The organism is Helicobacter pylori, assembly GCF_002832345.1.
In the GTDB taxonomy this organism is placed as follows: Bacteria; Campylobacterota; Campylobacteria; order Campylobacterales; family Helicobacteraceae; genus Helicobacter; species Helicobacter pylori_CP.
On the sequence record NZ_PHLZ01000002.1, the window covers coordinates 55,847 to 81,485 of the forward strand.

At 38.4% G+C, this 25,639-nt stretch carries 20 protein-coding genes and 2 pseudogenes; 12 read left to right on the forward strand and 10 right to left on the reverse strand.

Going from position 1 to position 25,639, the window contains the following annotated elements; translation table 11 throughout:
• The first annotated feature begins 8 nt into the window (after positions 1-8).
• The 5 genes from ftsH to copP are packed head-to-tail and all read left to right on the forward strand — an operon-like array spanning position 9 to position 5,290.
• A complete protein-coding gene (gene ftsH / locus CXY28_RS01015; RefSeq protein WP_000805281.1) occupies positions 9-1,907 on the forward strand; it encodes an ATP-dependent zinc metalloprotease FtsH in 1,899 nt (632 codons plus the stop codon).
• Positions 1,908-1,909: 2 nt separating this feature from the next.
• Entirely contained in the window at positions 1,910-2,164 is a 255-nt protein-coding gene (locus CXY28_RS01020; protein ID WP_100979189.1) for a hypothetical protein, read from the forward strand.
• Positions 2,154-2,867, forward strand: a complete 714-nt coding sequence (gene pssA / locus CXY28_RS01025; RefSeq protein WP_001122192.1) for a CDP-diacylglycerol--serine O-phosphatidyltransferase — start codon at positions 2,154-2,156, stop codon at positions 2,865-2,867. The genes CXY28_RS01020 and pssA overlap by 11 nt, the downstream gene beginning before the upstream one ends.
• On the forward strand, positions 2,864-5,089 hold the full coding sequence (copA, locus tag CXY28_RS01030) for a copper-translocating P-type ATPase CopA (RefSeq protein ID WP_100979190.1): 2,226 nt from the start codon (positions 2,864-2,866) through the stop codon (positions 5,087-5,089). The genes pssA and copA overlap by 4 nt, the downstream gene beginning before the upstream one ends.
• On the forward strand, positions 5,090-5,290 hold the full coding sequence (copP, locus tag CXY28_RS01035) for a copper-binding metallochaperone CopP (protein ID WP_000869069.1): 201 nt from the start codon (positions 5,090-5,092) through the stop codon (positions 5,288-5,290).
• A gap of 168 nt (positions 5,291-5,458) precedes the next feature.
• Here copP and CXY28_RS01040 read toward each other — a convergent pair whose 3' ends face one another.
• Together CXY28_RS01040 and csd4 are read right to left on the reverse strand one after the other, a co-directional pair.
• Positions 5,459-5,740, reverse strand: coding sequence for a hypothetical protein (locus CXY28_RS01040; protein WP_100977296.1), 282 nt, complete (start codon positions 5,738-5,740; stop codon positions 5,459-5,461).
• A gap of 216 nt (positions 5,741-5,956) precedes the next feature.
• Positions 5,957-7,273, reverse strand: coding sequence for a DL-carboxypeptidase Csd4 (gene csd4 / locus CXY28_RS01045; protein ID WP_100979191.1), 1,317 nt, complete (start codon positions 7,271-7,273; stop codon positions 5,957-5,959).
• Between the two features lie 135 nt (positions 7,274-7,408).
• Here csd4 and CXY28_RS01050 point away from each other — a divergent pair, with 135 nt between their 5' ends.
• On the forward strand, positions 7,409-7,924 hold the full coding sequence (locus CXY28_RS01050) for a flagellar FLiS export co-chaperone (protein ID WP_100963830.1): 516 nt from the start codon (positions 7,409-7,411) through the stop codon (positions 7,922-7,924).
• 3 nt (positions 7,925-7,927) lie between these two features.
• Here the strand turns inward: CXY28_RS01050 and CXY28_RS01055 are convergent, their stop codons facing one another.
• From CXY28_RS01055 to pyrB, 8 genes and pseudogenes are all read right to left on the reverse strand, one after another.
• Positions 7,928-8,923 (reverse strand): HoxN/HupN/NixA family nickel/cobalt transporter, encoded by a 996-nt coding sequence (locus CXY28_RS01055; protein WP_100979192.1) that lies wholly within the window; start codon positions 8,921-8,923, stop codon positions 7,928-7,930.
• Positions 8,924-8,980: 57 nt separating this feature from the next.
• A pseudogene (locus CXY28_RS01060) lies at positions 8,981-9,645 on the reverse strand (DUF3226 domain-containing protein).
• 28 nt (positions 9,646-9,673) lie between these two features.
• Positions 9,674-10,786: an AAA family ATPase gene (locus tag CXY28_RS01065; protein ID WP_100979193.1), complete on the reverse strand. Its 1,113-nt coding sequence runs from the start codon at positions 10,784-10,786 to the stop codon at positions 9,674-9,676.
• A 122-nt stretch (positions 10,787-10,908) separates the two neighbouring features.
• On the reverse strand, positions 10,909-11,487 hold the full coding sequence (locus tag CXY28_RS01070) for a restriction endonuclease (protein ID WP_024117893.1): 579 nt from the start codon (positions 11,485-11,487) through the stop codon (positions 10,909-10,911).
• Positions 11,488-11,490: 3 nt separating this feature from the next.
• Complete coding sequence (locus CXY28_RS01075) at positions 11,491-12,114, reverse strand: neuraminyllactose-binding hemagglutinin family protein (protein WP_100979194.1); 624 nt, start codon at positions 12,112-12,114, stop codon at positions 11,491-11,493.
• Positions 12,108-13,763: an ABC transporter ATP-binding protein gene (locus CXY28_RS01080; protein ID WP_100979195.1), complete on the reverse strand. Its 1,656-nt coding sequence runs from the start codon at positions 13,761-13,763 to the stop codon at positions 12,108-12,110. The genes CXY28_RS01075 and CXY28_RS01080 overlap by 7 nt, the downstream gene beginning before the upstream one ends.
• Positions 13,764-13,853: 90 nt before the next feature.
• Positions 13,854-15,294, reverse strand: a pseudogene (hofB, locus tag CXY28_RS01085) (outer membrane beta-barrel protein HofB).
• A 253-nt stretch (positions 15,295-15,547) separates the two neighbouring features.
• Complete coding sequence (gene pyrB, locus CXY28_RS01090) at positions 15,548-16,471, reverse strand: aspartate carbamoyltransferase (protein ID WP_100979196.1); 924 nt, start codon at positions 16,469-16,471, stop codon at positions 15,548-15,550.
• A 66-nt stretch (positions 16,472-16,537) separates the two neighbouring features.
• Between pyrB and CXY28_RS01095 the strand changes: the two genes are divergently transcribed.
• The 6 genes from CXY28_RS01095 to CXY28_RS01120 are packed head-to-tail and all read left to right on the forward strand — an operon-like array spanning position 16,538 to position 25,452.
• Positions 16,538-17,053 (forward strand): hypothetical protein, encoded by a 516-nt coding sequence (locus CXY28_RS01095; RefSeq protein WP_100979197.1) that lies wholly within the window; start codon positions 16,538-16,540, stop codon positions 17,051-17,053.
• Entirely contained in the window at positions 17,053-17,760 is a 708-nt protein-coding gene (gene tlyA / locus CXY28_RS01100; protein ID WP_100979198.1) for a 23S rRNA (cytidine-2'-O)-methyltransferase TlyA, read from the forward strand. Before CXY28_RS01095 ends, tlyA begins: the two co-directional genes overlap by 1 nt.
• Positions 17,726-18,568, forward strand: coding sequence for a bifunctional riboflavin kinase/FAD synthetase (locus CXY28_RS01105; protein ID WP_100979199.1), 843 nt, complete (start codon positions 17,726-17,728; stop codon positions 18,566-18,568). The genes tlyA and CXY28_RS01105 overlap by 35 nt, the downstream gene beginning before the upstream one ends.
• Before the next feature lie 46 nt (positions 18,569-18,614).
• Entirely contained in the window at positions 18,615-20,540 is a 1,926-nt protein-coding gene (tkt, locus tag CXY28_RS01110) for a transketolase (RefSeq protein WP_050825481.1), read from the forward strand.
• Complete coding sequence (addB, locus tag CXY28_RS01115) at positions 20,537-22,870, forward strand: ATP-dependent deoxyribonuclease AddB (RefSeq protein WP_100979200.1); 2,334 nt, start codon at positions 20,537-20,539, stop codon at positions 22,868-22,870. The genes tkt and addB overlap by 4 nt, the downstream gene beginning before the upstream one ends.
• Positions 22,867-25,452 carry a DNA translocase FtsK gene (locus tag CXY28_RS01120; protein WP_198542583.1) on the forward strand — a complete coding sequence of 862 codons (2,586 nt, stop codon included), beginning with the start codon at positions 22,867-22,869 and terminating at the stop codon, positions 25,450-25,452. Before addB ends, CXY28_RS01120 begins: the two co-directional genes overlap by 4 nt.
• The last annotated feature ends 187 nt before the right edge of the window (positions 25,453-25,639 follow it).

Genomic DNA, 25,639 nt, shown 5'->3' on the forward strand with positions numbered 1-25,639 from the left:
GGATTATAATGAAACCAACGAACGAACCTAAAAAACCTTTTTTTCAAAGTCCCATTATCCTTGCGGTTCTTGGAGGGATTTTACTCATCTTTTTTCTGCGCTCTTTCAATTCTGATGGCAGTTTTTCGGACAATTTCTTAGCTTCTAGCACTAAAAATGTGAGCTACCATGAAATCAAACAGCTCATCAGCAATAATGAAGTGGAAAATGTGAGTATCGGTCAAACTTTGATCAAAGCCAGCCATAAAGAGGGTAACAATCGTGTGATCTATATCGCTAAACGAGTGCCTGATTTGACCTTAGTGCCTTTGTTAGACGAAAAAAAAATCAATTATTCTGGTTTTAGCGAGTCTAACTTTTTTACCGACATGTTGGGGTGGCTCATGCCTATTTTAGTGATTTTAGGGCTATGGATGTTTATGGCAAACCGCATGCAAAAAAATATGGGTGGGGGTATTTTTGGCATGGGGAGCGCGAAAAAACTCATTAACGCTGAAAAACCCAATGTGCGTTTTAATGACATGGCGGGCAATGAAGAAGCCAAAGAAGAGGTGGTAGAAATCGTAGATTTCTTAAAATACCCCGAACGATACGCCAATTTAGGGGCTAAAATCCCTAAAGGCGTGTTATTAGTAGGGCCTCCAGGAACGGGTAAAACCCTTTTAGCCAAAGCGGTGGCCGGCGAAGCGCATGTGCCGTTTTTCTCTATGGGAGGGAGCAGTTTCATTGAAATGTTTGTAGGATTAGGGGCAAGCAGGGTTAGGGATCTGTTTGAAACCGCTAAAAAACAAGCCCCTAGTATCATTTTTATTGATGAAATTGATGCCATAGGTAAAAGCAGAGCGGCTGGAGGCGTGGTGAGCGGGAACGATGAGAGAGAGCAAACCTTAAACCAGCTCTTAGCCGAAATGGATGGCTTTGGGAGCGAAAACGCGCCTGTAATTGTCTTAGCTGCAACGAACCGCCCTGAAATCTTAGACCCGGCTTTAATGCGTCCAGGGCGCTTTGACAGGCAGGTTTTAGTGGATAAGCCTGATTTTAATGGTAGGGTAGAAATCTTAAAAGTGCATATTAAAGGCGTGAAACTCGCTAATGATGTGAATTTGCAAGAAGTCGCCAAACTCACCGCAGGGCTTGCAGGGGCGGATTTAGCGAATATCATCAATGAAGCCGCACTTTTAGCAGGAAGAAACAACCAAAAAGAAGTTAGGCAACAGCATTTAAAAGAAGCGGTTGAAAGAGGGATTGCAGGGTTAGAAAAGAAAAGCAGGCGCATCAGTCCTAAGGAAAAGAAAATTGTCGCCTACCATGAAAGCGGGCATGCCGTGATTTCTGAAATGACTAAAGGGAGCGCTAGGGTGAATAAAGTCTCTATCATTCCAAGGGGCATGGCGGCTTTAGGCTACACCCTTAACACGCCTGAAGAAAACAAATACTTGATGCAAAAACACGAACTCATCGCTGAAATTGATGTGCTTTTAGGCGGGAGAGCGGCTGAAGATGTCTTTTTAGAAGAAATTTCTACCGGTGCGAGCAACGATTTAGAAAGAGCGACTGATATTATTAAAGGCATGGTGAGTTACTACGGCATGAGCAGTGTCAGTGGGCTTATGGTGTTAGAAAAACAGCGGAACGCCTTTTTGGGAGGTGGTTATGGAAGCAGTAGGGAATTTAGCGAAAAGACCGCAGAAGAAATGGATCTTTTCATTAAAAACCTGCTAGAAGAGCGCTATAAGCATGTCAAACAAACCTTAAGCGACTATAGAGAAGCGATTGAGATCATGGTCAAAGAATTGTTTGACAAAGAAGTCATTACAGGCGAAAGGGTGCGTGAAATTATCAGCGAATACGAAGTTGCCAACAATTTAGAAAGCCGTTTGATCCCTTTAGAAGAGCAAGCGAGTTAAGAGTGCGGGCTTACAAACAGATTTTTGATAAGGGTTTAAAGCCTTATGATAAACATTCTGTTTGTTTAAAGCTTTTTTTTAAATTCTGTTTTCTAAAAACCCATGCTTATCAACAGCATTATAAAGCGTTTGCTCTAACGCTCTTTTTTTGTGAGTTTTTTAACGCTTGTAAAATTTTTATTCCCATAATTGATTTTAAAATCGTTTTTATTCCCATTCTAAAAGCCAAGTTAAAAAGAGTCTTTAATGCCTATTAACCCTCTCTATCTTTTCCCTAATCTTTTTACCGCTAGCAGTATTTTTTTAGGCATGATGAGTATTTTTTACGCTTCTAGTTATCAGTTTGTCATGGCATGTTGGTTAGTGGTAGCGAGCCTTATTTTAGACGGGCTTGATGGGCGTGTCGCAAGGCTTACCAACACCACTAGCAAGTTTGGTATAGAATTTGACTCACTGGCTGATGTAATCGCTTTTGGGGTGGCACCAAGCTTAATCACTTACTTTTATGTGGGGTATAACTTTGGGCGCATAGGCATGGCGGTGAGCGCGTTGTTTGTGATTTTTGGAGCGATACGATTGGCACGATTCAATATCAGCACCAACACAAGCGATCCCTATTCTTTCATCGGTATCCCCATTCCTGCGGCGGCGGTATTGGTGGTGCTTTGTGTGTTATTGGATAACAAATACCATTTTTTAGAAGGAAATACAGAAAAGTTATTTTTAAGCTTTATTGTCTTATTGGGGGTGCTTATGGTGAGCAATATCCGCTACCCTAATTTTAAAAAAGTCAAGTGGAATCTCAAGCTTTTCATCTTAGTGTTGATTTTTTTATCGTTAGTGTTTGTGCGCCCTTTAGAGGCTTTAAGCGTGTTTATGGGGTTGTATTTGATCTATGGCATCATTCGGTGGCTCTTTTTAATGGTAAAAATTATTTTTAATAAAAATAAAAGTGCATGAAAGAATCTTTTTACATAGAGGGAATGACTTGCACGGCATGTTCTAGTGGGATTGAACGCTCTTTAGGGCGTAAGAGTTTTGTGAAAAAAATAGAAGTGAGCCTTTTAAATAAGAGCGCTAACATTGAATTTAACGAAAACGAAACCAATTTAGACGAAATTTTTAAACTCATTGAAAAGCTAGGCTATAGTCCTAAAAAAACTTTGGTGGAAGAAAAAAAAGAATTTTCTAGCCCTAATGTTAAATTAGCGTTGGCGGTTGTTTTCACGCTTTTTGTGGTGTATCTTTCTATGGGGACGATGCTTAACCCTAGCCTTTTACCTGAAAGCTTGCTTACGATTGATAATCATAGTAATTTTTTAAACGCTTGCTTACAGCTTATAGGCACTTTCATTGTCATGCATTTGGGGAGGGATTTTTACATTCAAGGGTTTAAAGCCTTATGGCACAGACAACCCAACATGAGCAGCCTTATCGCCATAGGCACAAGCGCTGCCTTAATTTCAAGCTTGTGGCAATTGTATTTCGTTTATACAAGCCAGTGGTCTTATGGGCATTATTATTTTGAAAGCGTGTGCGTGATTTTAATGTTTGTAATGGTGGGCAAACGCATTGAAAATGTTTCTAAAGACAAAGCTTTAGACGCTATGCAAGCCTTGATGAAAAACGCCCCAAAAACCGCCCTTAAAATGCACAATAACCAACAGATTGAAGTTTTAGTGGATAGCATTGTGGTGGGGGATATTCTAAAGGTTCTCCCTGGAAGCGCGATTGCGGTGGATGGCGAAATCATAGAGGGCGAAGGGGAATTAGATGAGAGCATGTTAAGCGGCGAAGCGTTGCCGGTTTATAAAAAAGTCGGCGATAAAGTCTTTTCAGGGACATTCAATAGCCACACGAGTTTTTTAATGAAAGCCACGCAAGATAACAAAAACAGCACCTTGTCTCAAATTGTAGAAATGATCCATAACGCTCAAAGCTCAAAGGCAGAGATTTCTCGCTTAGCGGATAAGGTTTCAAGCGTGTTTGTGCCAAGCGTGATCGCTATCGCTATTTTAGCGTTTGTGGTGTGGCTCATCATCGCGCCTAAACCCGATTTTTGGTGGAATTTTGGAATCGCTTTAGAAGTGTTTGTATCGGTTTTAGTGATTTCTTGCCCTTGTGCTTTAGGATTGGCTACACCTATGAGTATTTTAGTAGCGAACCAAAAAGCGAGTTCTTTAGGTTTATTTTTTAAAGACGCTAAAAGTTTAGAAAAAGCAAGGCTAGTCAATACGATCGTTTTTGATAAAACCGGCACGCTCACTAACGGCAAGCCTGTCGTTAAAAGCGTTCATTCTAACATAGAATTATTAGAGTTATTGAGTTTAGCGGGCAGTATTGAAAAGAGCAGCGAACATGTCATTGCTAAAGGGATTGTAGAATACGCCAAAGAGCATAACGCTCCCTTAAAAGAAATGAGTGAAGTTAAAGTGAAAACAGGTTTTGGCATCAGCGCTAAAACAGATTATCAAGGCGCTAAAGAGGTTATCAAAGTCGGTAATAGCGAATTTTTTAACCCTATTAACGCACTAGAAATTCAAGAAAACGGGATTTTAGTGTTTGTGGGTAGAGTGATCAGTGAAAAAGAAGACGAGCTTTTAGGGGCGTTTGTTTTAGAAGATTTGCCCAAAAAAGGCGTGAAAGAGCATATCGCTCAAATCAAAAAATTAGGCATTAACACTTTTCTTTTAAGCGGGGACAATAGAGAGAATGTCAAAAAATGCGCGCTTGAATTAGGGATTGATGGTTATATCAGCAACGCTAAACCACAAGACAAGCTCAACAAGATCAAAGAGCTTAAGGAAAAAGGGCAGATCGTTATGATGGTAGGCGATGGCTTGAATGACGCTCCTAGCCTTGCTATGAGCGATGTGGCAGTGGTGATGGCTAAAGGGAGCGATGTGAGCGTGCAAGCAGCGGATATTGTGAGCTTTAATAACGACATTAAATCGGTTTATAGCACGATTAAATTGAGCCAAGCGACCATTAAAAATATCAAAGAAAATTTGTTTTGGGCTTTTTGTTATAATAGCGTGTTTATCCCTTTAGCTTGTGGGGTTCTTTATAAGGCTAATATCATGTTAAGCCCGGCGATTGCGGGTTTAGCGATGAGTTTAAGCTCTGTGAGTGTGGTCTTAAACTCCCAAAGGCTAAGGAATTTTAAAATTAAGGATCATTGAATGAAAGTTACTTTTCAAGTGCCAAGCATTACTTGCAACCATTGCGTGGATAAAATTGAAAAATTTGTGGGCGAAATTGAAGGCGTGAGCTTTATTGATGCGAGCGTGGAAAAAAAGAGCGTGGTTGTAGAATTTGACGCTCCAGCGACACAGGATTTGATTAAGGAAGCCTTATTGGATGCGGGGCAAGAAGTGGTGTGATATAGAAGTGGTGGGGTAATGATAAAGGTGGTTTGATATAAAATAAGCTAGAGACCGCAACATTCAAAAGGGTTGTTGTCTTTTAATGCTTTGTTTGGGTGTTTTCACGCCCTTCAATGGTGATTTATCATAACCATAAGAGAAAGAAATTATCGCATTTTCCTTTTCTCATTTCCATTTTTGATACAAACGAATCTGCTTTTTCAAGCCGCTGATTACGCCACCAATCAAAGAAAGAGAGCTGCGAGATAAATGGCTTTTGAATGATGAGTGAATAAGTTCACAGATTTTAATAAACAATATGCATAGCTCGTCAGGTTTCATGTTGCCAACAAGGCTTAAGCCATGTATATATTTAATAGGGACAAGAATACGAGAGCAATCATCTTTTAAGTCATTGTCTAGTCGCTGTATTAAGCCATCTATACCCTTTTGAATTATCTCATGTATTCTTTCTAAAATACGATATCCCCTTACTGAAAAAGAATAAGATGAATGCATGATGTAAAGTCTGTTGCTTGTTTTGCATAGTCTCTCTGTTAAGTAGGTAATGATAAATAAAGATTTCTAATGTCTGGCATCACTATCCTTTAATTGCAGCTATCATATTTATCAGGCGTTGCCTTAAAAAACACTATTAGATCTTTTGGCAAGGTTTATCCATATTCACACAAATTTCACCAAGATCATCCCGCTAAACGCGTTGTTTTTATAAAATTCTATGCGATAGATCCTCTCTTGCTTGTCCAATGAAAAGCGTTTTTGAAAATCTTTAAATCTAATCGTATAGCCCGTTTCATTAGGCTTACTTTCATTAGAAACGCTAAAGCCAATCACATTCGCGCGGATATTATCCATAGCATGGATATAAAAACTCTCTTTCACTTCAACCACGCTCCCTATTTTAACCATTTGATCCTTATTGTCAATTTGCATTTTCACTTCTTCTAAAGAAGGATCAAACTCTATGTAAAAGGGCGATAATCGTGTCATGAGCTTGTTGCCGTATTTTAAAAACACTTCTTGTTTATTTTTGACTAGCCCCACAATGTAAGCGTTGCTCTCTATGGGGATTTGTGGGATTTTAGTGTTATTAGGTAAAGGGAAATGATTGAGTTTAGGGCGCAAGTTAAAAAGGGGCATTTTAGGCAGAGAGCTGATTTTTGCCCACAAGCTTTTATCGTTGATTAGGGCATGCACGCTGTTAGGGTTAAGCTCAAAATCGCGCTTAAAAGGGATATTGAGTTGATTGAGTAAGCCCTCAATGGCTTGCAAATGGTAAAACACCCTTGATGCTAAAGGGAGTTCTTTGCTGGCTTCATTGGCAAAAGCGCTCTTTTTTTGGTTGATCGCATAAAAAGTTAGGGCTTTTTGCATTTCTGTATCGCCTTGCGCAGTGTGCGTGTTTTTTAAATGATACTCCTCAATGGGGTGCAATAAATGGGCGTTGATGCTCTCAATCGTATTGTTGGCGAAAGAAAGCAAATTGGGGAATTTCGCCCCCTTAACTTCATCTTGATCAATAATAAAGCAATTCCCCCAACGCTTGGGATTGAGCATCGCATCAACATAAACAGGGCGATAATACCCACCACCATCATGCAAGTGCAAGACAGCGTCTATATTGGGTTTTGCAATCAAGGATTTGATTTCTTGGATAGTGGGGTATTCAGGGTCATTCTTGTCTAAAGCGGCAAATTTGCGGTTCATATCCCCATACAAGCCCCTATGATTTCTTAACATGGAAGGCTTATTCAATACGGGAACCACTTCCACCAAGCCTTTTAAAACGCTATAATGCATTAAAAACAAATTAGTTGCATTAAACCCTCCAGGCTCATCGCCTTGAATCCCTGCTAAAAGCAACAAATGGGGGGCTTTGTCTCTATCTTCTACATTTGTAGGGGCTTTTTCTATCGTTTCTATCGCATGCAAAAACACCCAAGAATACAAGCCCCACACCAAAAGCCATATTTTTTTCATCCAATCTCTCTACTATTTAAAACTAAAAGATCGCTAATTATACCTAAAAACCTTTTTAATGGTGTTTTTTAAAGTTTCCATAAAAAAGGAACGAAAAATGCTTGTGATCGTTTAATTCTATTTAAAAGGTTTTTTATGGATATTTTAAAAACTCTTCAAAAGCATTTGGGCGGTGTTGAAACAAGCGATTTTAAAACCAATGCGATAGAAAAATCCCAACAAATCGCCAAATTTAGTAGGGACATGAAAAATATAAACGAGAGCGTTGGAGCGTTACAAGTCTTGCAAATCGCTTGCAAAAAGCTTTTTAATAAGAGCATGGGTTTAGAAGATAAAGACGCTTTGCAAGCTTCTATCATCAAACAAGAATTGCGAGAAATTGTAGAAAATTGCCAGTTTTTAGCCTCCCCTTTGTTTGACACTCAGCTCAACATTGCCATTAACGATGAAGTTTTTTCCATGATTGTGGATAATCCTTTGAATTTATTGGAAAATGTTGGTGGGTTTCAAGCTTATTTGGAAGAAAAATTAAACGAAATTAAGGAATTATTAAGTTATTTGAGCGAAAGCCTTTCAAACCCTAAATCCTTTACGCCAAGTTTTTCAAATAAAAGCCTTAAAGATTTGTTGAGCGATAACTTGAGGACTTAAAATCTAGCCCTCTAATTTAGAAAATTTGATTTTCCATAAAAAGAATGAGCCTAAAAACGCTACCACGAATAAGCCCACCAAGTAATAGCCCAAGTCTGTAAATTCCAGGCTCTGTAGGGCGCTTAAAAGGCGGTTTTCAAATTTTAAATGGAGTTTCTCGCTAACGACTTGAAAAAGCTCAATCAACCCGATAAAAAGCGCGATAAACACGCTTAAAGCGGTGATGGAGATGTTGTAGTAGATTTTCCTTAAAGGGGTTTTGAACGCCCAATCATACGCCTTGAGCATGAACGCCCCATCTAATGTGTCAAACAAACTCATGCCAGCGGCAAAAAGAATGGGTAAAGAAAGCATGCCCACCACACTCACTTTAATCGCGCTGCTAGAAAGGGCCAAAAGCGCGATTTCACTAGCGGTATCAAAGCCTAGCCCAAAAAGAAAACCCACAGGATAAATATGCCACGACTTGGAAACGAAATTAAACAAGGGTTTAAAAAAGCGATTGAGTAAGCCCCTACTCGTTAAAAGCCGTTCAATCTCTTCATTTTGTTGCTGGCTCAAGCTTTCGTTAGAGTGCGATTTTTTGAATATTTTTAATAAATCCACTAAAATAATCGCATTCAATAACCCTATAATGAGCAAAAAAAGCCCAGAAACTAAAGTCCCCACTACCCCCCCTATTTCTTCTAGCATCGGCGTATGCTCTTTAGCCCAAGCGATCGCAAACGCGCTGATGATGGTCATTAAAATCACCACGCTTGAATGCCCCATAGAAAAGTAAAACCCCACGCCATAGGCGTTTTTGCCTTGTTGGGTGAGCTTTCTAATGGTGTTGTCTATGCAAGCGATATGATCCGCATCAAACGCATGCTTTGCCCCGAGCATGTAAGCCATAGACGCCGCCGCATAAAACGAAGCGTTATTAGCCATAAAGAGCAACGCCAAACCTAACACATGCAAGAACACAATCGCTAAAAAATAAGGAAACCACAATTTCACAGCACGCCTTTTTGTAAAAATAATATTTTTTAGATAATTGTAATATATTTTGTTAAATTAGAAAATCTTAAGATTTGTTTTTTGATTATTTTCTGCGAATTGCCCTAGAAAATCTTTAAGGGGAATGAGAGAATTTGAGTTAAAATCAATCACTTCTTTTAGTTTTTCATATTCTTCTTGGTGTTTTTCCTTTATTTTACCTTTATCATCAATAATAATCTTTTTTTCATTCTTCTTGTTATTTATATCCCACTCGTATTGGAAAAATTTCTGTAGTTCAAACACTTCTAAATAGGCATACAGCATATTTTTTCTTATGTTTTTAAAATGTTCTTTACTTTTAATGCATTCTAAGTATCCTTCAAAACATTTAAGAAATTCATCGTGTTTAGCAATTTCTAATAATAGGGTTTCTAAATCGCCATCATCTTGATTGTTAGGGAATAAAAAGATTTGTTCTTCTGTAATCTTTTGTTGTGTTTTTGATAAAATCTCTTTTTTATTACTCTATTACTCTCATAGTTTTTATCCGCATCAAAAATGATAAGTGTTTTATCGTATTTTTCAGTTTCAAGCAATCGTTTAGATAGATTATCTTTTCCTGTTACATCTTTCACCTTAAAATTTTTGATTGGAAAATCTTCTAGAAAATACAAATAAACTTCTAAAAACACCTTATCGCTTGGATCTTCTACAAAAATCAGTATTTCTTTATCTATCATTGAATGATCCTAATCTTAGTATGATGCTTTAGCCAAAAAGATTCTCTTCATTTTCAAAATAACATTCTAAATTTTCTCCATAATAAGTTCTTGGAATAACATATTGATCGTCTTGCTTAAGACAAAACAACTTAGTTTGATGTGCAAAATCCTTTTCTCTGATAACTTGATCTAAAATTTCTATAAATTCTTGGTTGTGGGTAGTCATAAACACTTGCAAATTACCATCTTTGTTGTCGTTGATAAAATCAATAACACACCTTAATAATAATTTCATGCGAGAAAAGTGTAAGCCATTCTCCACTTCATCAATATAAATCGTTTTTGCGTTATCAGCCATAAAAGCGCTTACAATATACAAATATTTAATCAAACCATCACCAAATACAGATAATGGGATTTTTTCTTTTATACCTTTCACTTTTAATTTGAGTTGGTTGTTGGTGTTAAAACTAATAGATTGGATATTGTTATCAAATTGATTAAGATGTTTATTTAATTCTTCTTCTAATTGGTTGTTACTGCAAATTTTACTCACTGCTTGAATCATATGAACTTGCCTGTAAACAGCATCGCTAGGTATTATGACAGCGCTTTCAAAGGGTAAAAGTTTTTGCAATTGATTAGGATCAAAATTCTTAAATTGCCTATTGTAGCCTGACTGATTAGGAATTGGTGGGAAATTGGGAACTTTAGCAATATTTAAATGATCGTTATAGATTTCTTCATTATTTTTTTTAAGAGTGAAATTGAGCTGAGAGGACATTTGAGTTTGTTCTGCTGTAGGTATTATTTGCGACTCTATTACCTTTTGGTTTTCACTGGCTATGAATTTTATTTGCAAGTCCAAGGTCTGATTGTTGTCTAAAGTTGTAACAATTTGTATTTCTTTCTCGGTGTCTAAACCATAAAACATTAAGTTTTTTGATTCTGTTGTTAAAGGCTCTTTGCGTATATTGTCATAAATTTCTAATACATTAGTGCATGGGTGCATGGATTTTCCCACCAAACAATACAACGCTTCTAGCAAATTAGATTTACCCACATTGTTCCCACCAGTAATAATGTTGAGTTTGGTAAAACCATCAATTTGAGTGTCCTTAAAAGTCTTAAAATTTTTAATGCGAACAGACTGAATCATTGAACCCCTTTATCCAAACAGAAATTGATGCTAAATTTTCATATTATAACGCATGCGATTACGAAAAATTTAATAGGAAATAAATAAGAAATCATAAAAATAAAAGCATTATATAAATTATTCTATTTGGATTCGTTTTTTCCACCCAAAAACCTGACCCATTCGTCTCTGTCAATCAAGAGCACTCCGTTAGCTTGAGCCAGTTTTTGAGCCGCTTGCGTGAAGTAGCTGTTGGTGATCACGCAAGCTTTTTCGCAAGCGTAGTAAGCTTTAGAAGAGACCACCTCTTGAATGGCTTTGGGCGAAACTTTATGCGAGTAGCGTTTGGCTTGAACCGCCCATTTGACGCCATCTTTTTCTACAATCAAATCCGCTCCGTAATCGCCGCTTTTTTGCGTGATGCTCACTTTAAAACCCTTTGAAGTGAAAAAGATTTTGGAATATTCTTCAAATTCAAAGCCGTTCATGGCGTCTATTTTTTGCAAAATGCGTTTGAGTTGGCGCTTCTTATACGAAGAGATAACGCCTTGAAAAAGCACTAATATGGAAAAAACGCCAAGAATTGACAACAATTTTAAAAGCAAATCATTAGCTGAGGTTGCTAATTTCAATTCTAGGGCTTTTTCCAATAAAACATGCCAAATTAAATAAATCCCTACCGAAAACAAAATGACAAAAATAAAGAATAAAACCTTTTTCATGCCTTAAAGCCACTCTGCATTTTCTATAGCGTTCAAACGCTTTTCTAAATCCTCCATAAGAGAATAGTAAGCCTTATTAAGGGCCTTGATTAAAGCGTTATGATAGGATTTGTCCTCTTGGGAAAAAAGAGAGGGGTTATCGCCCAAACGATTAGCGTAACAAACAGGCACGCTGAAAGCGGTGGGGATTAAAAGGGTGTCAAACGGGCAAGCGGTTTGTGGGACGCATTCTAAAATCAAACTCGCTTGAAGGTTTAAAAAACGCATGACGGATTTTGGGTCAGCGTTAGGCTCAATGGTCTTTTTAAGCCTTTCTTTAATGGCTTTTAAATCTTTAGGACTCTCTTCAAAAGAAAAAAAAACATTGCCTGAAACATTGAGGGTAAAAGCGCTTTTATCTTTTAAAAAATAAGCGATTTGTTGGGCGAGTGCTTTTTTAAATTCTTTTTGGTAAAAGGGCGGCACAAAATGAGCGTTAAAAAAAATTTTAGGGGGGGTTAAAGTGGAAGCGGTTTTTAAAGTGCTATTTTTGGGGTAATCTTTATATTTTAAATGGAGCGTCGTTTTGTTGAAAAACTGACACCCTAGTAAAATAAAAGCAACACCAACGCTTAAAACCCTTAGCATTCTGTCAAACGCCCATGCTCTAATTTCACATGCTTGGTGGCTAATTTTAGCGTGCTTGGGTTGTGCGAAATAAGAATGATCAAGCGGTTTTGTTTCAATTCTAAAATGCTTTGTTTGATGCTCTCTTCTGTGTGATTGTCTAAAGCGGAAGTGGCTTCATCAAAGATTAAAACTTGAGCGTCTTTATACAAAGCTCTTGCAATGGCGATTCTTTGGCGTTGACCGCCGCTAAGATTAGCGCCAAACTCATCTAAAACGCTCTCTATCCCATGAGGCATTTTTTCCACAAAATCTAAGGCTTGAGCTTTTTTTAGGCATTCTTTGATTTTTACCTCATCAATCTCTAAACCATACGCCACATTTTCAGCCACGCTCCCGTTAAAAATAAACACCCTTTGAGTGACAACGCTAATCTTTTCTCTTAAGGATTTTTGAGTGATGCTCTCTATTTTTTGATTATTGATGAAAATTTCGCCCTGGCTTGGCTCATAAAGGCGTAAGATCAGATTCACTAATGAGCTTTTACCGCTCCCGCTTTCGCCTTTTAGAGCGATGATTTCATTTTGTTGGAATTTCAAACTAATATCGCTTAAAACATAACGCTCTTGATTGTCTAGCACATAAGCGAGCCATACTTTTTTAAATTCTATGGTGTGTATGGCGTTATCTAGCGTTAATTCCCCATCAACAATAGCCGGCTCTCTTTCTAAAATCTCATGGATCCTGTCGCTAGCGACTAAGGCTTCTTGAAAATTAGAAACGATCCTAGTTAAGCGTTTGATCGGCGTATAGAGCATAAAAAGGGCCGTGATGAAAGAAAAAAACGCCCCCACGCTAATATGGCCCCTAATCACTTCATTCCCCCCTAAATAAATCACTAACGCTATCGCAATAGAGCCTAAAAACTCCATTAAAGGCGAAGAAATTTCAGCCACAGCGATGTTTTTGATACTGATTTTAAAAAACGCTTCATTTTCTTTCACAAAAGCCTTATGCTCTAACTTTTCGCCATTAGAGATTTTAATCGCTTCCACATTGTTAAAGACTTCACTCAAACGAGCGGTGATTTTGGCGTTACTCTCTTGATGGGATTTAGCGAGTTTTTTAACCTTACGAATGATTTTACTGATAGGAATAGCGGCTAGCGGCATGATGACTAGCCCCACTAGCGCTAATTTAGGGCTTTGATAGATCACCACTCCCACTAACCCGACAATCGTTAGCCCCTCTCTTAGGCTCTCTGAAAGGTAATTGGACAAACTCGCTCTAATCAAACCTATATCATTGGTGATCCTTGCGATCAATTCGCCCTTTTTCGTCCTGTTAAAAAAATCCATTTCCATTTTGAGAAGGCTTTCTAGCATGGTGTTGCGTATTTTTTTGACAATATCAAGCCCGATAAAGTTAGTGAAATAAGTGCCTAAATACATGCCCCCACTCTTGCCCAAATACGCCAAAATCACTAAAAAAGGCAGGATTTTGAGCATGTGAGTGTCTTTATTGATAAAAATTTCATCTAAAGTGGGCTTGACTAAATAAGTCCCCCAAGCCGTGCTTAAAGCCACCACCAAAGAAGAAAATAAAACCACTATAAAACTTTTATAATGCTCTTTAAGATATTGAGAATACCGCCTAAAAAAGAGTTTCAAATGCTTAACCTTTGGATTTGATTAAACTTGTATTATAGTGTTTTTACTAAGGGATTTTTAACGCTTTAATAAACAGCTTAAAGCGATTGATTAGAATTTAGCGCTAAGGGTTGTCATCAAATGGCTCCTGTCTGAATAAAGCGCTTTAGAGCCGGGCGTGGGTCTGTAACTCCCTACCGTAAAGCCTGAATGCGTCATCACGCCCAAATATTCTAATTTCACGCTCGCTGTCAAACTCTTACTGATCTTATAGCCCACATTAACAGCCGCGCTCGCTTCATTGGCTAAAGTGCCGCTAGTCCAACGCCATAAAGTCCCCCACAGCCACTTTTTATGCACGCCCCCACCAAAAACCCAACCAGAGACGGCATCAGCGGTTACCACATGGCTTAAGGCTTGCCCTATATCATAAACGCTATTGGTCCAAAAATCAATGCCTAAAGGGTTTCCTGTCGTGCCGATGTAAGCGTTTGCGTTTTTCCACACTTTATAAAACGCTCCCCCAAAATTAAATTCATTATAATCAAATCGTTGCCTAATGAGCAAGCTTTGCCCGGCAGTGCCCGCTTTCACAGCGTAACGATAAGTATCCCTTCTTAAGGGGGCATGGACGGGGAGCAAAATATAAGCTTTTGTTTCGGATCTAAAGCCCACGCCATCAAAATTAGGGTTACTATCATAGCCTACAACCACCCCAGGGCTATAATAAGTCCCGGGCGAAAATTGGAAAAAAGGGCTGACGCTAATTCCTTTCCTTCCATAAGTGTAATTCACTAAATGGATACCATAATTTAGAGTGCGCCCGTTTTTAATCACGGTTCTTGGAGAGTAAAAATCATAAATCCACTCCCCATAAGCGAACGCCCTACCCCATGAGCTAAACCACCATAATTTATGGCTTGCTTCATTTTTATCCTTGACTTTAGCGCTAATTTCAAAGCCTTGCGTGTAACTGCTCATATAAGGAGCATTAGATTGATAACGCCCTCCTTTAGCCACAAAAATATCCTTATAGCGGTATTCTAAAAAAGCGTTATTCATCAAGTAATTACGGCGGATTTTATTGGCCCTAGCGTTCCCGCACGCTATAGAATCAATCACCTTGCCATCAGACCCAAGCGCGCACTCATGGATACTCGTGCCATCCAGCAAGGCTCTTTTACCCCCTAAATAGCCATCCCAATAACCGATGTAGTTATAAATAACCGATCCGCCTTGATTGAATTTTGTGCTATCATAAGCGACCCCACCGATTGTTCCGCCGACTTTTCCCTCTAAAACATGCCCTTGATCTTTAAGGCCTTTGGATAAAAAATCCGCATAGATATTGCCCTGCCCTACAGCGGTTACAAAAGTCTCTGTAGGATAAATCCCCCTAGAAATATCAATCTTTTTTTTATTAAAGCCAACTTTAGAAAAGGACTCCGCTAAAACTTCAATTTTATAATCAAACGCTTGCAAAGAAGCGCTCAAACTTAAAACATAATAACCCACAAAAAACTTTATTCTTTAAAGGCGTGCTATTTTTCATTTTTTTCCTTTTAATAGCCAATACATCTTAAAGACTACAATTCTTAACTGATCTAAAAACAAAGAAGCGTAATCAAGCTATTTATTTACTTTTAATTAACTCAACTATTTTAGATTATAACGAAATTTTTTTAGTTTCACCATAAAATGAGATAAAGTAAATCAAAACTTAATCAAATTGGGGTTTTTGTGCCGTTTTATAACCAAACCCATTTTTTTAAAAAATGCTAAAAAGCATTTTTTAAGTTTGACAATCAATCTAATAGCAAAAACTCCAACACCGCCATGCGCATTGCCACGCCATTTTTGACTTGCTCTAAGACTTTAGAACGCTTGTCTTCTAACACCGCGCTTTCTATATCAATATCCCTATGCACCGGGCCTGGGTGTAAAATAAGGATCTCTTTATTTTTAGCGTGAGCCTCTAGGCGTTTTTGGGTGATGCAATAAGCGTTGCCGTAATCTTTCAAGCTTGCAAAAATGGGCGCGTTGTGCCGTTCGGTTTGAGTCCTCAAACTCATTAAGATGTCTGCAAATCCTATCGCTTCTTCAATGTTATGCGTCGTTTTTAAAGGAGTGCTAGGGAGCATGGAGCTTGGAGCGCACAGCATGATCTCAAGCCCTAGTCTTTGGAGCAATTTAATGTTACTATTAGCCACTCTGGAATTTTTCACATCGCCTATAAAAGCGATTTTTTTCCCTTTTAGATTTTCCAAACTGCCAAAATGCCGATAAAGGGTGAGCAAGTCTAATAACGCTTGGGTAGGGTGAGCGCTCACGCCGCTTCCTGCGTTAATCAAGGGGCATTGTGAAAATTCGGCCAATTTAAAAGGCGCGCTTGAAAAAGCATGCCGTGTGATGATAGCGTCAGGCTGCATGGCATGGATATTTTTAAAAGTGTCTATCAAAGTTTCACCCTTTGAAGTGGAGCTTGTTTGCATGTTTAATTTCACTATTTTTGCCCCCAATCTCAAGCTTGCGATTTCAAAACTAGACACCGTTCTGGTGGAATTTTCAAAAAATAACGCCACGATGATTTTATTATACATTTTTTCTTTTGTCTCTAAAGATACGGCGTTAAAATCGTTCGTATAAACGCTCGCTTTGTTCAATAAAAGCTTGATTTCATCTAGGCTTAAATCGCTGGTTTGGAGCAAGTGTCGGCATTTTTTTGGCATAAAACCCCCTTTTAGTTATAATACAGATTTTATTTTAGCTAAAAATGGCATGGGTTTTAGCAAGGAATGGGCTTGAAAAATCTCTCAACACTTCTGGTGTTTTTATTCTTTTGTTTAGGGTGTGTGAGCAATTTCAATGAATACACTTACACGCTAGACTTAGTGTTAGAAAAAAAGATCCAAGCCAGCAGAAAGGGCGAAATCACCCAAGATAATGTGCCTATCATCACGGCTATCGCTACGCATTTAAACGATGTGGATAGCGGCACTTACTATGACCATGAGTATTTTTTAGTGGAGATTTTCACGCAAAATAACGACTGGATAGATGATGGCTATATTTCTTATGAACTTTTTGGCACAAAACCTACAGGCTCAGAGCCTTTATGGGTGCGAGAAATCACAAAAGATGAATTTGATGGCATTTTAGAAACCACGAACCGGTGGAGCCGAGCTTTTTTGCTCGCTTTTAACAAATTGGATTATTTAGCGGTGCAAGAAGCCAAACTAGAGCTTGATGCCTATAGTTTAGGCAAGATTGTTTTTAATTTCGCTTATCAAGTCCCCTTACCTCAATTTTAATGCGCCTAGATTACGCCCTATTCAACCAGCATTTAGCAAATAGCAGAGAAAAAGCTAAAGCGTTGGTTTTAAAAAATCAGGTTTTAGTCAATAAAATAGTGGTTTCTAAACCCTCTTTTATGGTGAAAGAAAGCGACATTATTGAACTGATCGCTCCAAATCTATTCGTTAGCAGGGCTGGGGAAAAATTAGGGGCTTTTTTAGAAGATCATTTTATAGATTTTAAAGAAAAGGTGGTTTTAGATGTGGGAGCGAGCAAGGGGGGCTTTAGTCAAGTGGCTCTTTTAAAAGGGGCTAAAAAGGTGCTTTGCGTGGACGTGGGGAAAATGCAATTAGATGAGGGTTTGAAAAACGACCAGCGCATAGAATGTTACGAAGAATGCGATATTAGAGGGTTTAAAACGCCAGAAAAAATTGATTTAGTGCTTTGTGATGTGAGCTTTATTTCTTTATATTGTATTTTAGAAGCGATTGTGCCTTTAAGCGGTGAATTTTTAGCGCTTTTCAAACCGCAATTTGAAGTGGGCAGAGCCACAAAACGCAATAAAAAGGGGGTGGTAATGGATAAAGAAGCCATTTTAAACGCTTTAGAAAACTTTAAAAACCATTTAAAAACAAAGAATTTTCAAATCTTAACGATCCAAGAAAGCTTAGTGAAAGGGAAAAACGGGAATGTTGAATTTTTTATCCATTTCAAGCGAGCCTGAGATTAAAAGCCTAGCTATCGGTAAATTTGATGGCTTGCATTTAGGGCATCAAGCCCTTTTTAAAGAATTAAAAGATCCCAAAGCCCTTTTAATCATAGAAAAAAAACGTTACACTAAAGGCTATTTAACCCCCCTAAAATACCGCGCTAAACTCGTGGGCATGCCTTTATTTTTTGTGTATTTAGAAGAAATTTCGCGATTAAACGCCCTAGAATTTTTAGAGCTTTTAAAAAAGAAATTCCCCCATTTAGAACGCCTGGTGGTGGGCTATGATTTCAGGTTTGGGCATGGAAGACAAAATGACGCTTTATTTTTAAAAGAGCGTTTTGAAAAAACCATTATTGTGCCTGAAGTGAAAATCCAAAACATCAGCGTGCATTCTAAAATCATCAAACTAGCCCTAAGTCATGGCGACTTACTTTTAGCTAACAAGCTCTTAGGCAGGCCTTATGAAGTGTGTGGGGAAGTCATTAGCGATCAAGGCTTAGGGCATAAAGAATTAGTGCCTACTTTAAATATCAAAACTAAAGATTTTATCCTCCCTAGTTTTGGGGTGTATGCGAGTTTAGTGAAAGTAAAAGATCCAATTTATCAAAAAAGCGTGAGTTTTATAGGCAACCGCTTGAGCGCGGATCAACATTTCGCCATAGAATGCCATGTGCTTGATACCATCATAGAAAACCCGCCCCAAGAAATCGCTTTGCGTTGGGTTCAAAAAATACGAGACAACAAGCGTTTTAATTCTTTAAAAGAGCTTAAAAATCAGATCCAACAAGACATCTTAAGAGCCAAAGAGATTTTGAGATAATTTGTGTTAAAATGACTCCCAAAAACCTTAAAAACGGAAAAATTTGATGCGATTGAGTAACGCTGACTTAGAACGATTAAAAAGCATGGCGAATGCGCTTCGCTTTTTGTGCGCGGACATGATAGATAAGGCTAATAGCGGGCATCCGGGCGTGTGCTTGGGATTAGCCGATGTGATGGTGGTTTTAAGCTTGCATTTAAACCTAAACCCCACTAACCCTAAATGGCTCAATAGGGACAGGTTGGTTTTTAGCGGAGGGCATGCGAGCGCGTTAGCGTATAGTTTGTTGCATTTGTGGGGCTTTGATTTGAGTTTAGAAGATTTAAAGCGTTTCAGGCAATTACACTCTAAAACCCCAGGACACCCCGAATTGCACCACACCGAAGGCATTGAAATCACCACAGGCCCTTTGGGGCAAGGTTTTGCTAACGCTGTGGGCTTTAGCATGGCGAGCCAATACGCTCAAAACCTTTTGGATAAAAAAACGATCTCTCATAAAGTCTATTGCTTGTGTGGGGATGGGGATTTGCAAGAAGGCATTAGTTATGAGAGTGCTTCTTTGGCTGGGCACCTTCGCCTTGATAACCTCATCGTGATTTATGATAGTAATCAGATCAGCATTGAAGGCGCTATTAATATTAGTTTTAGCGAACAGGTTAAAACACGCTTTTTAGCGCAAAATTGGGAAGTGCTAGAATGCGATGGGCATGACTATCAAGCGATTCATGATGCTTTAGAAGAAGCCAAAAAATCCCCTAAACCCACGCTTTTAATCGCTCATACGATTATTGGTAAGGGGGCTATTGGTTTAGAGGGGAGTGAAAAAACGCATGGCTCGCCTTTAAATAAAGAAGTGTTAAAACAATCCAAAGAAAACGCTCAAATCAACCCTAATGAAAGCTTTATCATTAGCCCAAAAAACAAAATGCATTTTGAAGAAGTGAAAGTTAGGGGCGTTAGTTTAGAAGCCTTATGGGAAAAATCCTTAAGCCCTAAAACAAAAGAAAAAATCCATGCGTTGAAGAATTTTGATTTTAACACCATCCATTACCCCGCCTTTAAAAAAGGCGAATCTCTAGCCACGAGAGTGAGTAACGGCATGATTTTAAACGCTATCGCTAAAGAATGCGAGGGCTTTTTGGGGGGGAGTGCGGATTTAGCCCCCTCTAATAACACGCATTTGAAACATTCTGGCGATTTCCCTTTAGGGCAAAACTTGCATTTTGGGATCAGAGAGCATGCCATGGGGGCTATCACTAACGCTTTAGCGGCGTATGGCTTGTTGGTGCCTTTTTGCGCGACCTTTTTTGTGTTTAGCGATTATTTAATGCCTAGCATTCGTTTGAGCGCTTTAATGAAATTAAAAGCCCTTTTTATCTTCACGCATGACAGCATTGGCGTGGGCGAAGACGGGGCGACGCACCAGCCCATAGAGCAATTGAGCCATTTACGCGCTTTGCCTAATTTTTATGCTTTCAGGCCTAGCGATGCTTTTGAAAATAAGGCTTGCATGCAAGTAGCGTTAAGTTTGAACGCTCCTAGTGCTCTTATTTTATCGCGCCAGAATTTGCCCGTGCTTGATGAGGTTTCTAAAGAGCAGGTTTTAAAAGGGGCGTATGTTAAACACCACTCTAAAGATCCCATTATCACGCTTGTTGCGAGCGGGAGCGAGGTCTCTTTAGCTTTAGAGAGCGCTAAGATTTTAGAGCGAGAAAATATCCCCACTCAAGTAGTGAGCGCACCATGCTTTGATCTATTGATAGAGCAAGATGAAAGCTATCTTAAAGAACTCTTTAAGGGCAAAGTCTTAGTGATTGAAGCGAGCCGCGCGATAGAGTGGTATCGTTTTGCGGATAAAATCATTGGCATGGATTCTTTTGGGAGCTCAGCAAAGGGCGATAAACTCTTTGAAAAATTTGGCTTTAGCGTTGAAAATGTTACCGCTCAAGCTAAAAGGTTACTCAACGCATGAATTTAGAAAAACTTTTTTTAGAAAAAACCCCCTTGTTTGTTTTTAGCTCCACCAGGCGTTTAAAACATTTCTATTTAGAGCAAGGCGAAGGGTTTTTGCCTAGCGCGATGAGCATGGGGAGTTTTTTTGAACAGGCTTTTTACATCCCCAATAAAAAGAAAATCCCTAAAAACGCGCGCCAAATTTTAATGATAGACACCATTAAAGCCATCGCTAAAGAAAAAAAATCCATTCTTGAAGGGCTTTTACTTTTTGAAAACAGCTTTTTAGGGTATTTGGAAAGCACCTCCTTTTTGTTTGATTTGTTTGACGAATTAAGTTCTGCCTGTATCAAACTCAATGAACTTTCTTCTAAAGACATTTACTTGGATTATGAAAAGCATTTAGAAGTCTTGGAAATGATTTATGATCGTTACATTAAAAAGCTAGAAAAATTAGGCTTTTATGACAAAATTATGCAAGAAAAACCCACCATTTTAAAAGAATTTTTTGAGCATTTTTCCTCCATTGAATGGCATTTAGACGGCTTTATGAGCGTTTTTGAAAGGCAATGCCTATTAGAAGTGGCGAAGTTAGTGCCTATCACTTTACACCTATCTTGCGACAAATACAACCAAAAATTTTTGGAATTTCTCAATCTCAAATTAGAAACAGATTGCGATTATTCCATTGATTTTAAAACCCAAAAGATCCTCTCCCAGACACCCAAGCGCCAAAAAATAGAACCAAAGCTTTATGCCAACTCCAGTTATTTAAAACAAGGTGCTTTAGTTTTACAAACCATAGAAGAATATTTGCAAAAAGATAACGATCCTAATAAAATGGCGATCATCACGCCTAATGCGGATTTTTTGCCTTTTTTAAAACTTTTAGACAAAAACAACAATTTGAATTTCGCAATGGGCTTAGGGGCTAAAAACAGCCCTTATTATACAGAGCTTGTCAAAATCTTAGAAGATTTAGAAGCAAGTGGTGATTTGAGCGCATCGCCTTTATTGGATTTGGAAAACCTCACGCTCCCGCTTTTAGAACAACAAAGCTCTAAAGAAAAAGCGCCCTTAAAAGAAGCGCATTCTAAAATCATGCACCAGTATCATCTTTTAAAAGACACGCTTAAAAACTACAGCCTTAAAGATTTATTGCATTTGTATTTGCAAGAATTTGAGACCAACTTCCGCTTAGACGATTCTAGTGGGGGCAAAATACGAGTCATGGACACTTTAGAGACAAGGGGCATGCAATTTGATAAAATCGTTATTGTGGATTTCAATGAAACTTGTGTGCCAAGCCTTAAAGATTGCGATTTGTTTTTAAACTCTGCTTTAAGACAATCGCTCAACCTCCCCACTTTATTAGATAAGAAAAATTTGCAAAAACACTATTACTACCAACTCTTTAAAAACTCTAAAGAAATAACGCTTTCTTATATAGAGAGCGAAACTTCAAAAGCCTCTAACATGCTTTTGGAATTAAATTTGCATATAGAGCCTATCAAAGACGCTTACACGCTTTTTGCAACAACTCCTTTAAAAGACTACCAAGAAGAAGAAATCAAAGCCGCTATCCCTAAAGATTTTAGCTTTAGCGCTAGCTCATTAAACGCTTTTTTAACTTGCAAGCGCCGTTTCTACTACCACTACATGAAGCGCTTCAAAGAAAGCCCTAAAGATGAAAATAATAGCGCTGTGGGCAGTTTGCTCCATGAACTTTTAAAAGAAGCTTATGAAAAAGACAAAAACCCTTATGTATTAGAAGAGAGGCTCATTTGGCTCTTAGAAACAAGAAAAAACATTACCCCTAAAGAGCGTTTAGACACTCTTATAGCGCTTAAAAAAATCCAGGCTTTTTATCTTAAAGAAAAAGAACGCTTTAATACAAAAATCAAAATCCTTGATCTTGAAAAAAGCTTTGAAACGATCATTCAAGGCGTTATTTTTAAAGGGCGTATAGACAGGATTGACAAAACGGCTGACAATGAGATTATTTTATTGGATTACAAATTCAAAAGCGATTTGAAATTAGACAACATGAGTAAAACACAAAGAGGAAGCTTAAGCCCCAAAGAAATCGCTCAAATCAGCACCGATTATCAAATGGCCATCTATGCGTTTGCCCTTAAAAATCTGGGTTACAAAGAGCCTATAAAAGCCTTTTTTTATGATTTGAGAAAGGGCGAGTTGCTAGAAGAAGACGAGCTTGTTTTACAGGCCAAAATGGATCATTTGGAATTTTCTCTTATCCCCAAGCTCAAGCAAGAAATTGATTTTAAAAAAACTTTAGAGGTTAAAGATTGTGAATACTGCTCTTTTAAAGACATGTGCAACCGATGAAATCTAAAAAACTTTATTTGGTTTTAATCATAGGGGTTTTATTAGCGTTTTTAACCCTATCTTCATGGTTGGGTAATAGCGGTTTAGTGGGGCGTTTTGGGGTGTGGTTTGCCGCAATCAATAAAAAATATTTTGGGTATCTTTCATTCATTAATTTACCCTATTTAGCGTGGGTTTTATTCCTTTTATACAAGACTAAAAACCCTTTTACAGAAATCATTTTAGAAAAAACTTTAGGGCATCTATTAGGCATTTTATCTTTGCTCTTTTTGCAATCTAGCCTATTAAATCAAGGGGAAATCGGCAACAGCACGCGTTTGTTTTTACGCCCTTTTATAGGGGACTTTGGGCTTTATGCGCTGATAATGCTTATGGTAGTTATTTCTTATTTGATTTTATTCAAACTACCCCCTAAAAGCGTTTTTTATCCTTATATGAACAAAACACAAAACCTTTTAAAAGAGATTTACAAACAATGCTTACAGGCTTTTAGCCCTAATTTTAGCCTGAAAAAAGAAGGTTTTGAAAACACCCCATCAGATTCTCAAAAAAAAGAAACCAACAACGATAAAGAAAAAGAAAACCTCAAAGAAAACCCCATTGATGAAAACCACAACACCCCCAACGAAGAATCGTTTTTAGCGATCCCTACCCCCTATAACACGACTTTAAATGATTCAGAACCGCAAGAAGGCTTGGTTCAAATTTCCCCAAACCCCCCTACCCATTACACCATTTACCCTAAAAGAAACCGATTTGATGATTTGACTAACCCCACTAACCCCCCTTTAAAAGAACTTAAACAAGAAACCAAAGAAAGAGAACCCACGCCTACAAAAGAAACTCTTACGCCCACCACGCCCAAACCTGCCACACTCAAACCTATCATGTCAGCACCCGTCATGCCCGCATCCGCACCCAACCTAGAAAATGACAACAAAACAGAAAATGACAAAACCCCCAACCACCCTAAAAAAGAAGAAAGCCCACAAGAAAACACGCAAGAAGAAATGATAAAAGAAACGATAAAAGAAAATCTCAAAGAAGAAGAAAAAGAGGTACAAAACGCTCCAAACTTTAGCCCACTAACCCCCACAAGCACTAAAAAACCCGTTATGGTTAAAGAATTGAGCGAAAATAAAGAGATATTAGACGGATTGGATTATGGCGAAGTGCAAAAACCCAAAGATTATGAGCTTCCCACCACGCAATTATTGAACGCGGTTTGTTTGAAAGAAACTTCTTTAGACGAAAACGAGATTGATCAAAAAATCCAGGATTTATTGAGCAAACTGCGCACCTTTAAAATTGATGGCGATATTATCCGCACTTATTCAGGCCCTATTGTAACCACTTTTGAATTCCGCCCAGCTCCCAATGTTAAGGTGAGCCGTATTTTAGGCTTGAGCGATGATTTAGCGATGACTTTATGCGCTGAATCCATCCGCATTCAAGCCCCTATCAAAGGTAAAGATGTCGTTGGCATTGAAATCCCTAACAGCCAAAGCCAAATTATTTATTTAAGAGAAATTCTAGAAAGCGAATTGTTTCAAAAATCCAGCTCGCCCTTAACTCTAGCTTTAGGCAAAGACATTGTGGGTAACCCTTTCATCACGGATTTAAAAAAGCTCCCTCACTTGCTCATTGCCGGCACGACAGGGAGCGGTAAGAGCGTGGGCGTGAATGCGATGATTTTATCCTTACTTTATAAAAACCCCCCCGATCAACTCAAATTAGTGATGATCGATCCCAAAATGGTAGAATTTAGCATTTATGCGGACATCCCCCATTTACTCACGCCCATTATCACCGACCCCAAAAAAGCTATCGGGGCTTTACAAAGCGTGGCTAAAGAAATGGAGCGCCGGTATTCTTTAATGAGCGAATACAAGGTTAAAACCATTGATTCTTATAATGAACAAGCTAAAAACAATGGCGTTGAAGCGTTCCCCTATTTGATTGTAGTGATTGATGAATTAGCGGATTTGATGATGACAGGAGGCAAGGAAGCGGAGTTTCCTATCGCTAGGATCGCTCAAATGGGGCGAGCGAGCGGCTTGCACCTCATTGTAGCGACCCAACGCCCAAGCGTGGATGTCGTAACCGGCTTGATTAAAACCAACTTGCCTTCAAGGGTGAGTTTTAGGGTAGGCACTAAAATTGATTCTAAAGTGATTTTAGACACCGATGGGGCGCAAAGCTTGCTAGGAAGGGGTGATATGCTCTTTACCCCCCCAGGAGCGAACGGGTTAGTGCGCTTGCATGCCCCCTTTGCCACTGAAGATGAAATCAAAAAAATCGTGGATTTTATTAAAGCCCAAAAAGAAGTGGAATACGATAAAGATTTCTTGCTAGAAGAATCGCGCATGCCTTTAGACACCCCTAACTATCAAGGCGATGACATTCTAGAAAGGGCTAAAGCGGTGATTTTAGAAAAAAAGATCACTTCTACGAGTTTTTTACAACGCCAATTAAAAATCGGTTACAACCAAGCCGCTACCATTACGGACGAATTAGAAGCTCAAGGCTTTTTATCCCCAAGAAACGCCAAAGGCAACAGAGAGATTTTGCAAAACTTTTAGGCTTTGTTTTCATTAAATATTGGCAAACATTATTTTTAATTTTTAAAAAGTTACCGCCTGCTTTTCGCAAACTCTTTATGATTGATTTTAAAAATGCCTTTGTGCATTTTTTAGACTTTATTATCAATCCTTCATTAAAAACAAAAACTTTTCTCAATGATACAAACGATACCAACCTTTCATCTAT

Excerpts from the sequence above, each read along its gene's own strand:
- pyrB (WP_100979196.1), bottom strand. The coding sequence starts at position 16,471 with ATGCCAAAAAAATGCCGACACTTGCTCCAAACCAGCGATTTAAGCCTA.
- copP (WP_000869069.1), top strand. The coding sequence starts at position 5,090 with ATGAAAGTTACTTTTCAAGTGCCAAGCATTACTTGCAACCATTGCGTG.
- pssA (WP_001122192.1), top strand. The coding sequence starts at position 2,154 with ATGCCTATTAACCCTCTCTATCTTTTCCCTAATCTTTTTACCGCTAGC.
- CXY28_RS01075 (WP_100979194.1), bottom strand. The coding sequence starts at position 12,114 with ATGCTAAGGGTTTTAAGCGTTGGTGTTGCTTTTATTTTACTAGGGTGT.
- CXY28_RS01070 (WP_024117893.1), bottom strand. The coding sequence starts at position 11,487 with ATGAAAAAGGTTTTATTCTTTATTTTTGTCATTTTGTTTTCGGTAGGG.
- CXY28_RS01050 (WP_100963830.1), top strand. The coding sequence starts at position 7,409 with ATGGATATTTTAAAAACTCTTCAAAAGCATTTGGGCGGTGTTGAAACA.
- csd4 (WP_100979191.1), bottom strand. The coding sequence starts at position 7,273 with ATGAAAAAAATATGGCTTTTGGTGTGGGGCTTGTATTCTTGGGTGTTT.
- tlyA (WP_100979198.1), top strand. The coding sequence starts at position 17,053 with ATGCGCCTAGATTACGCCCTATTCAACCAGCATTTAGCAAATAGCAGA.
- addB (WP_100979200.1), top strand. The coding sequence starts at position 20,537 with ATGAATTTAGAAAAACTTTTTTTAGAAAAAACCCCCTTGTTTGTTTTT.
- CXY28_RS01065 (WP_100979193.1), bottom strand. The coding sequence starts at position 10,786 with ATGATTCAGTCTGTTCGCATTAAAAATTTTAAGACTTTTAAGGACACT.
- ftsH (WP_000805281.1), top strand. The coding sequence starts at position 9 with ATGAAACCAACGAACGAACCTAAAAAACCTTTTTTTCAAAGTCCCATT.
- CXY28_RS01095 (WP_100979197.1), top strand. The coding sequence starts at position 16,538 with ATGGGCTTGAAAAATCTCTCAACACTTCTGGTGTTTTTATTCTTTTGT.
- CXY28_RS01120 (WP_198542583.1), top strand. The coding sequence starts at position 22,867 with ATGAAATCTAAAAAACTTTATTTGGTTTTAATCATAGGGGTTTTATTA.
- copA (WP_100979190.1), top strand. The coding sequence starts at position 2,864 with ATGAAAGAATCTTTTTACATAGAGGGAATGACTTGCACGGCATGTTCT.
- tkt (WP_050825481.1), top strand. The coding sequence starts at position 18,615 with ATGCGATTGAGTAACGCTGACTTAGAACGATTAAAAAGCATGGCGAAT.
- CXY28_RS01105 (WP_100979199.1), top strand. The coding sequence starts at position 17,726 with ATGTTGAATTTTTTATCCATTTCAAGCGAGCCTGAGATTAAAAGCCTA.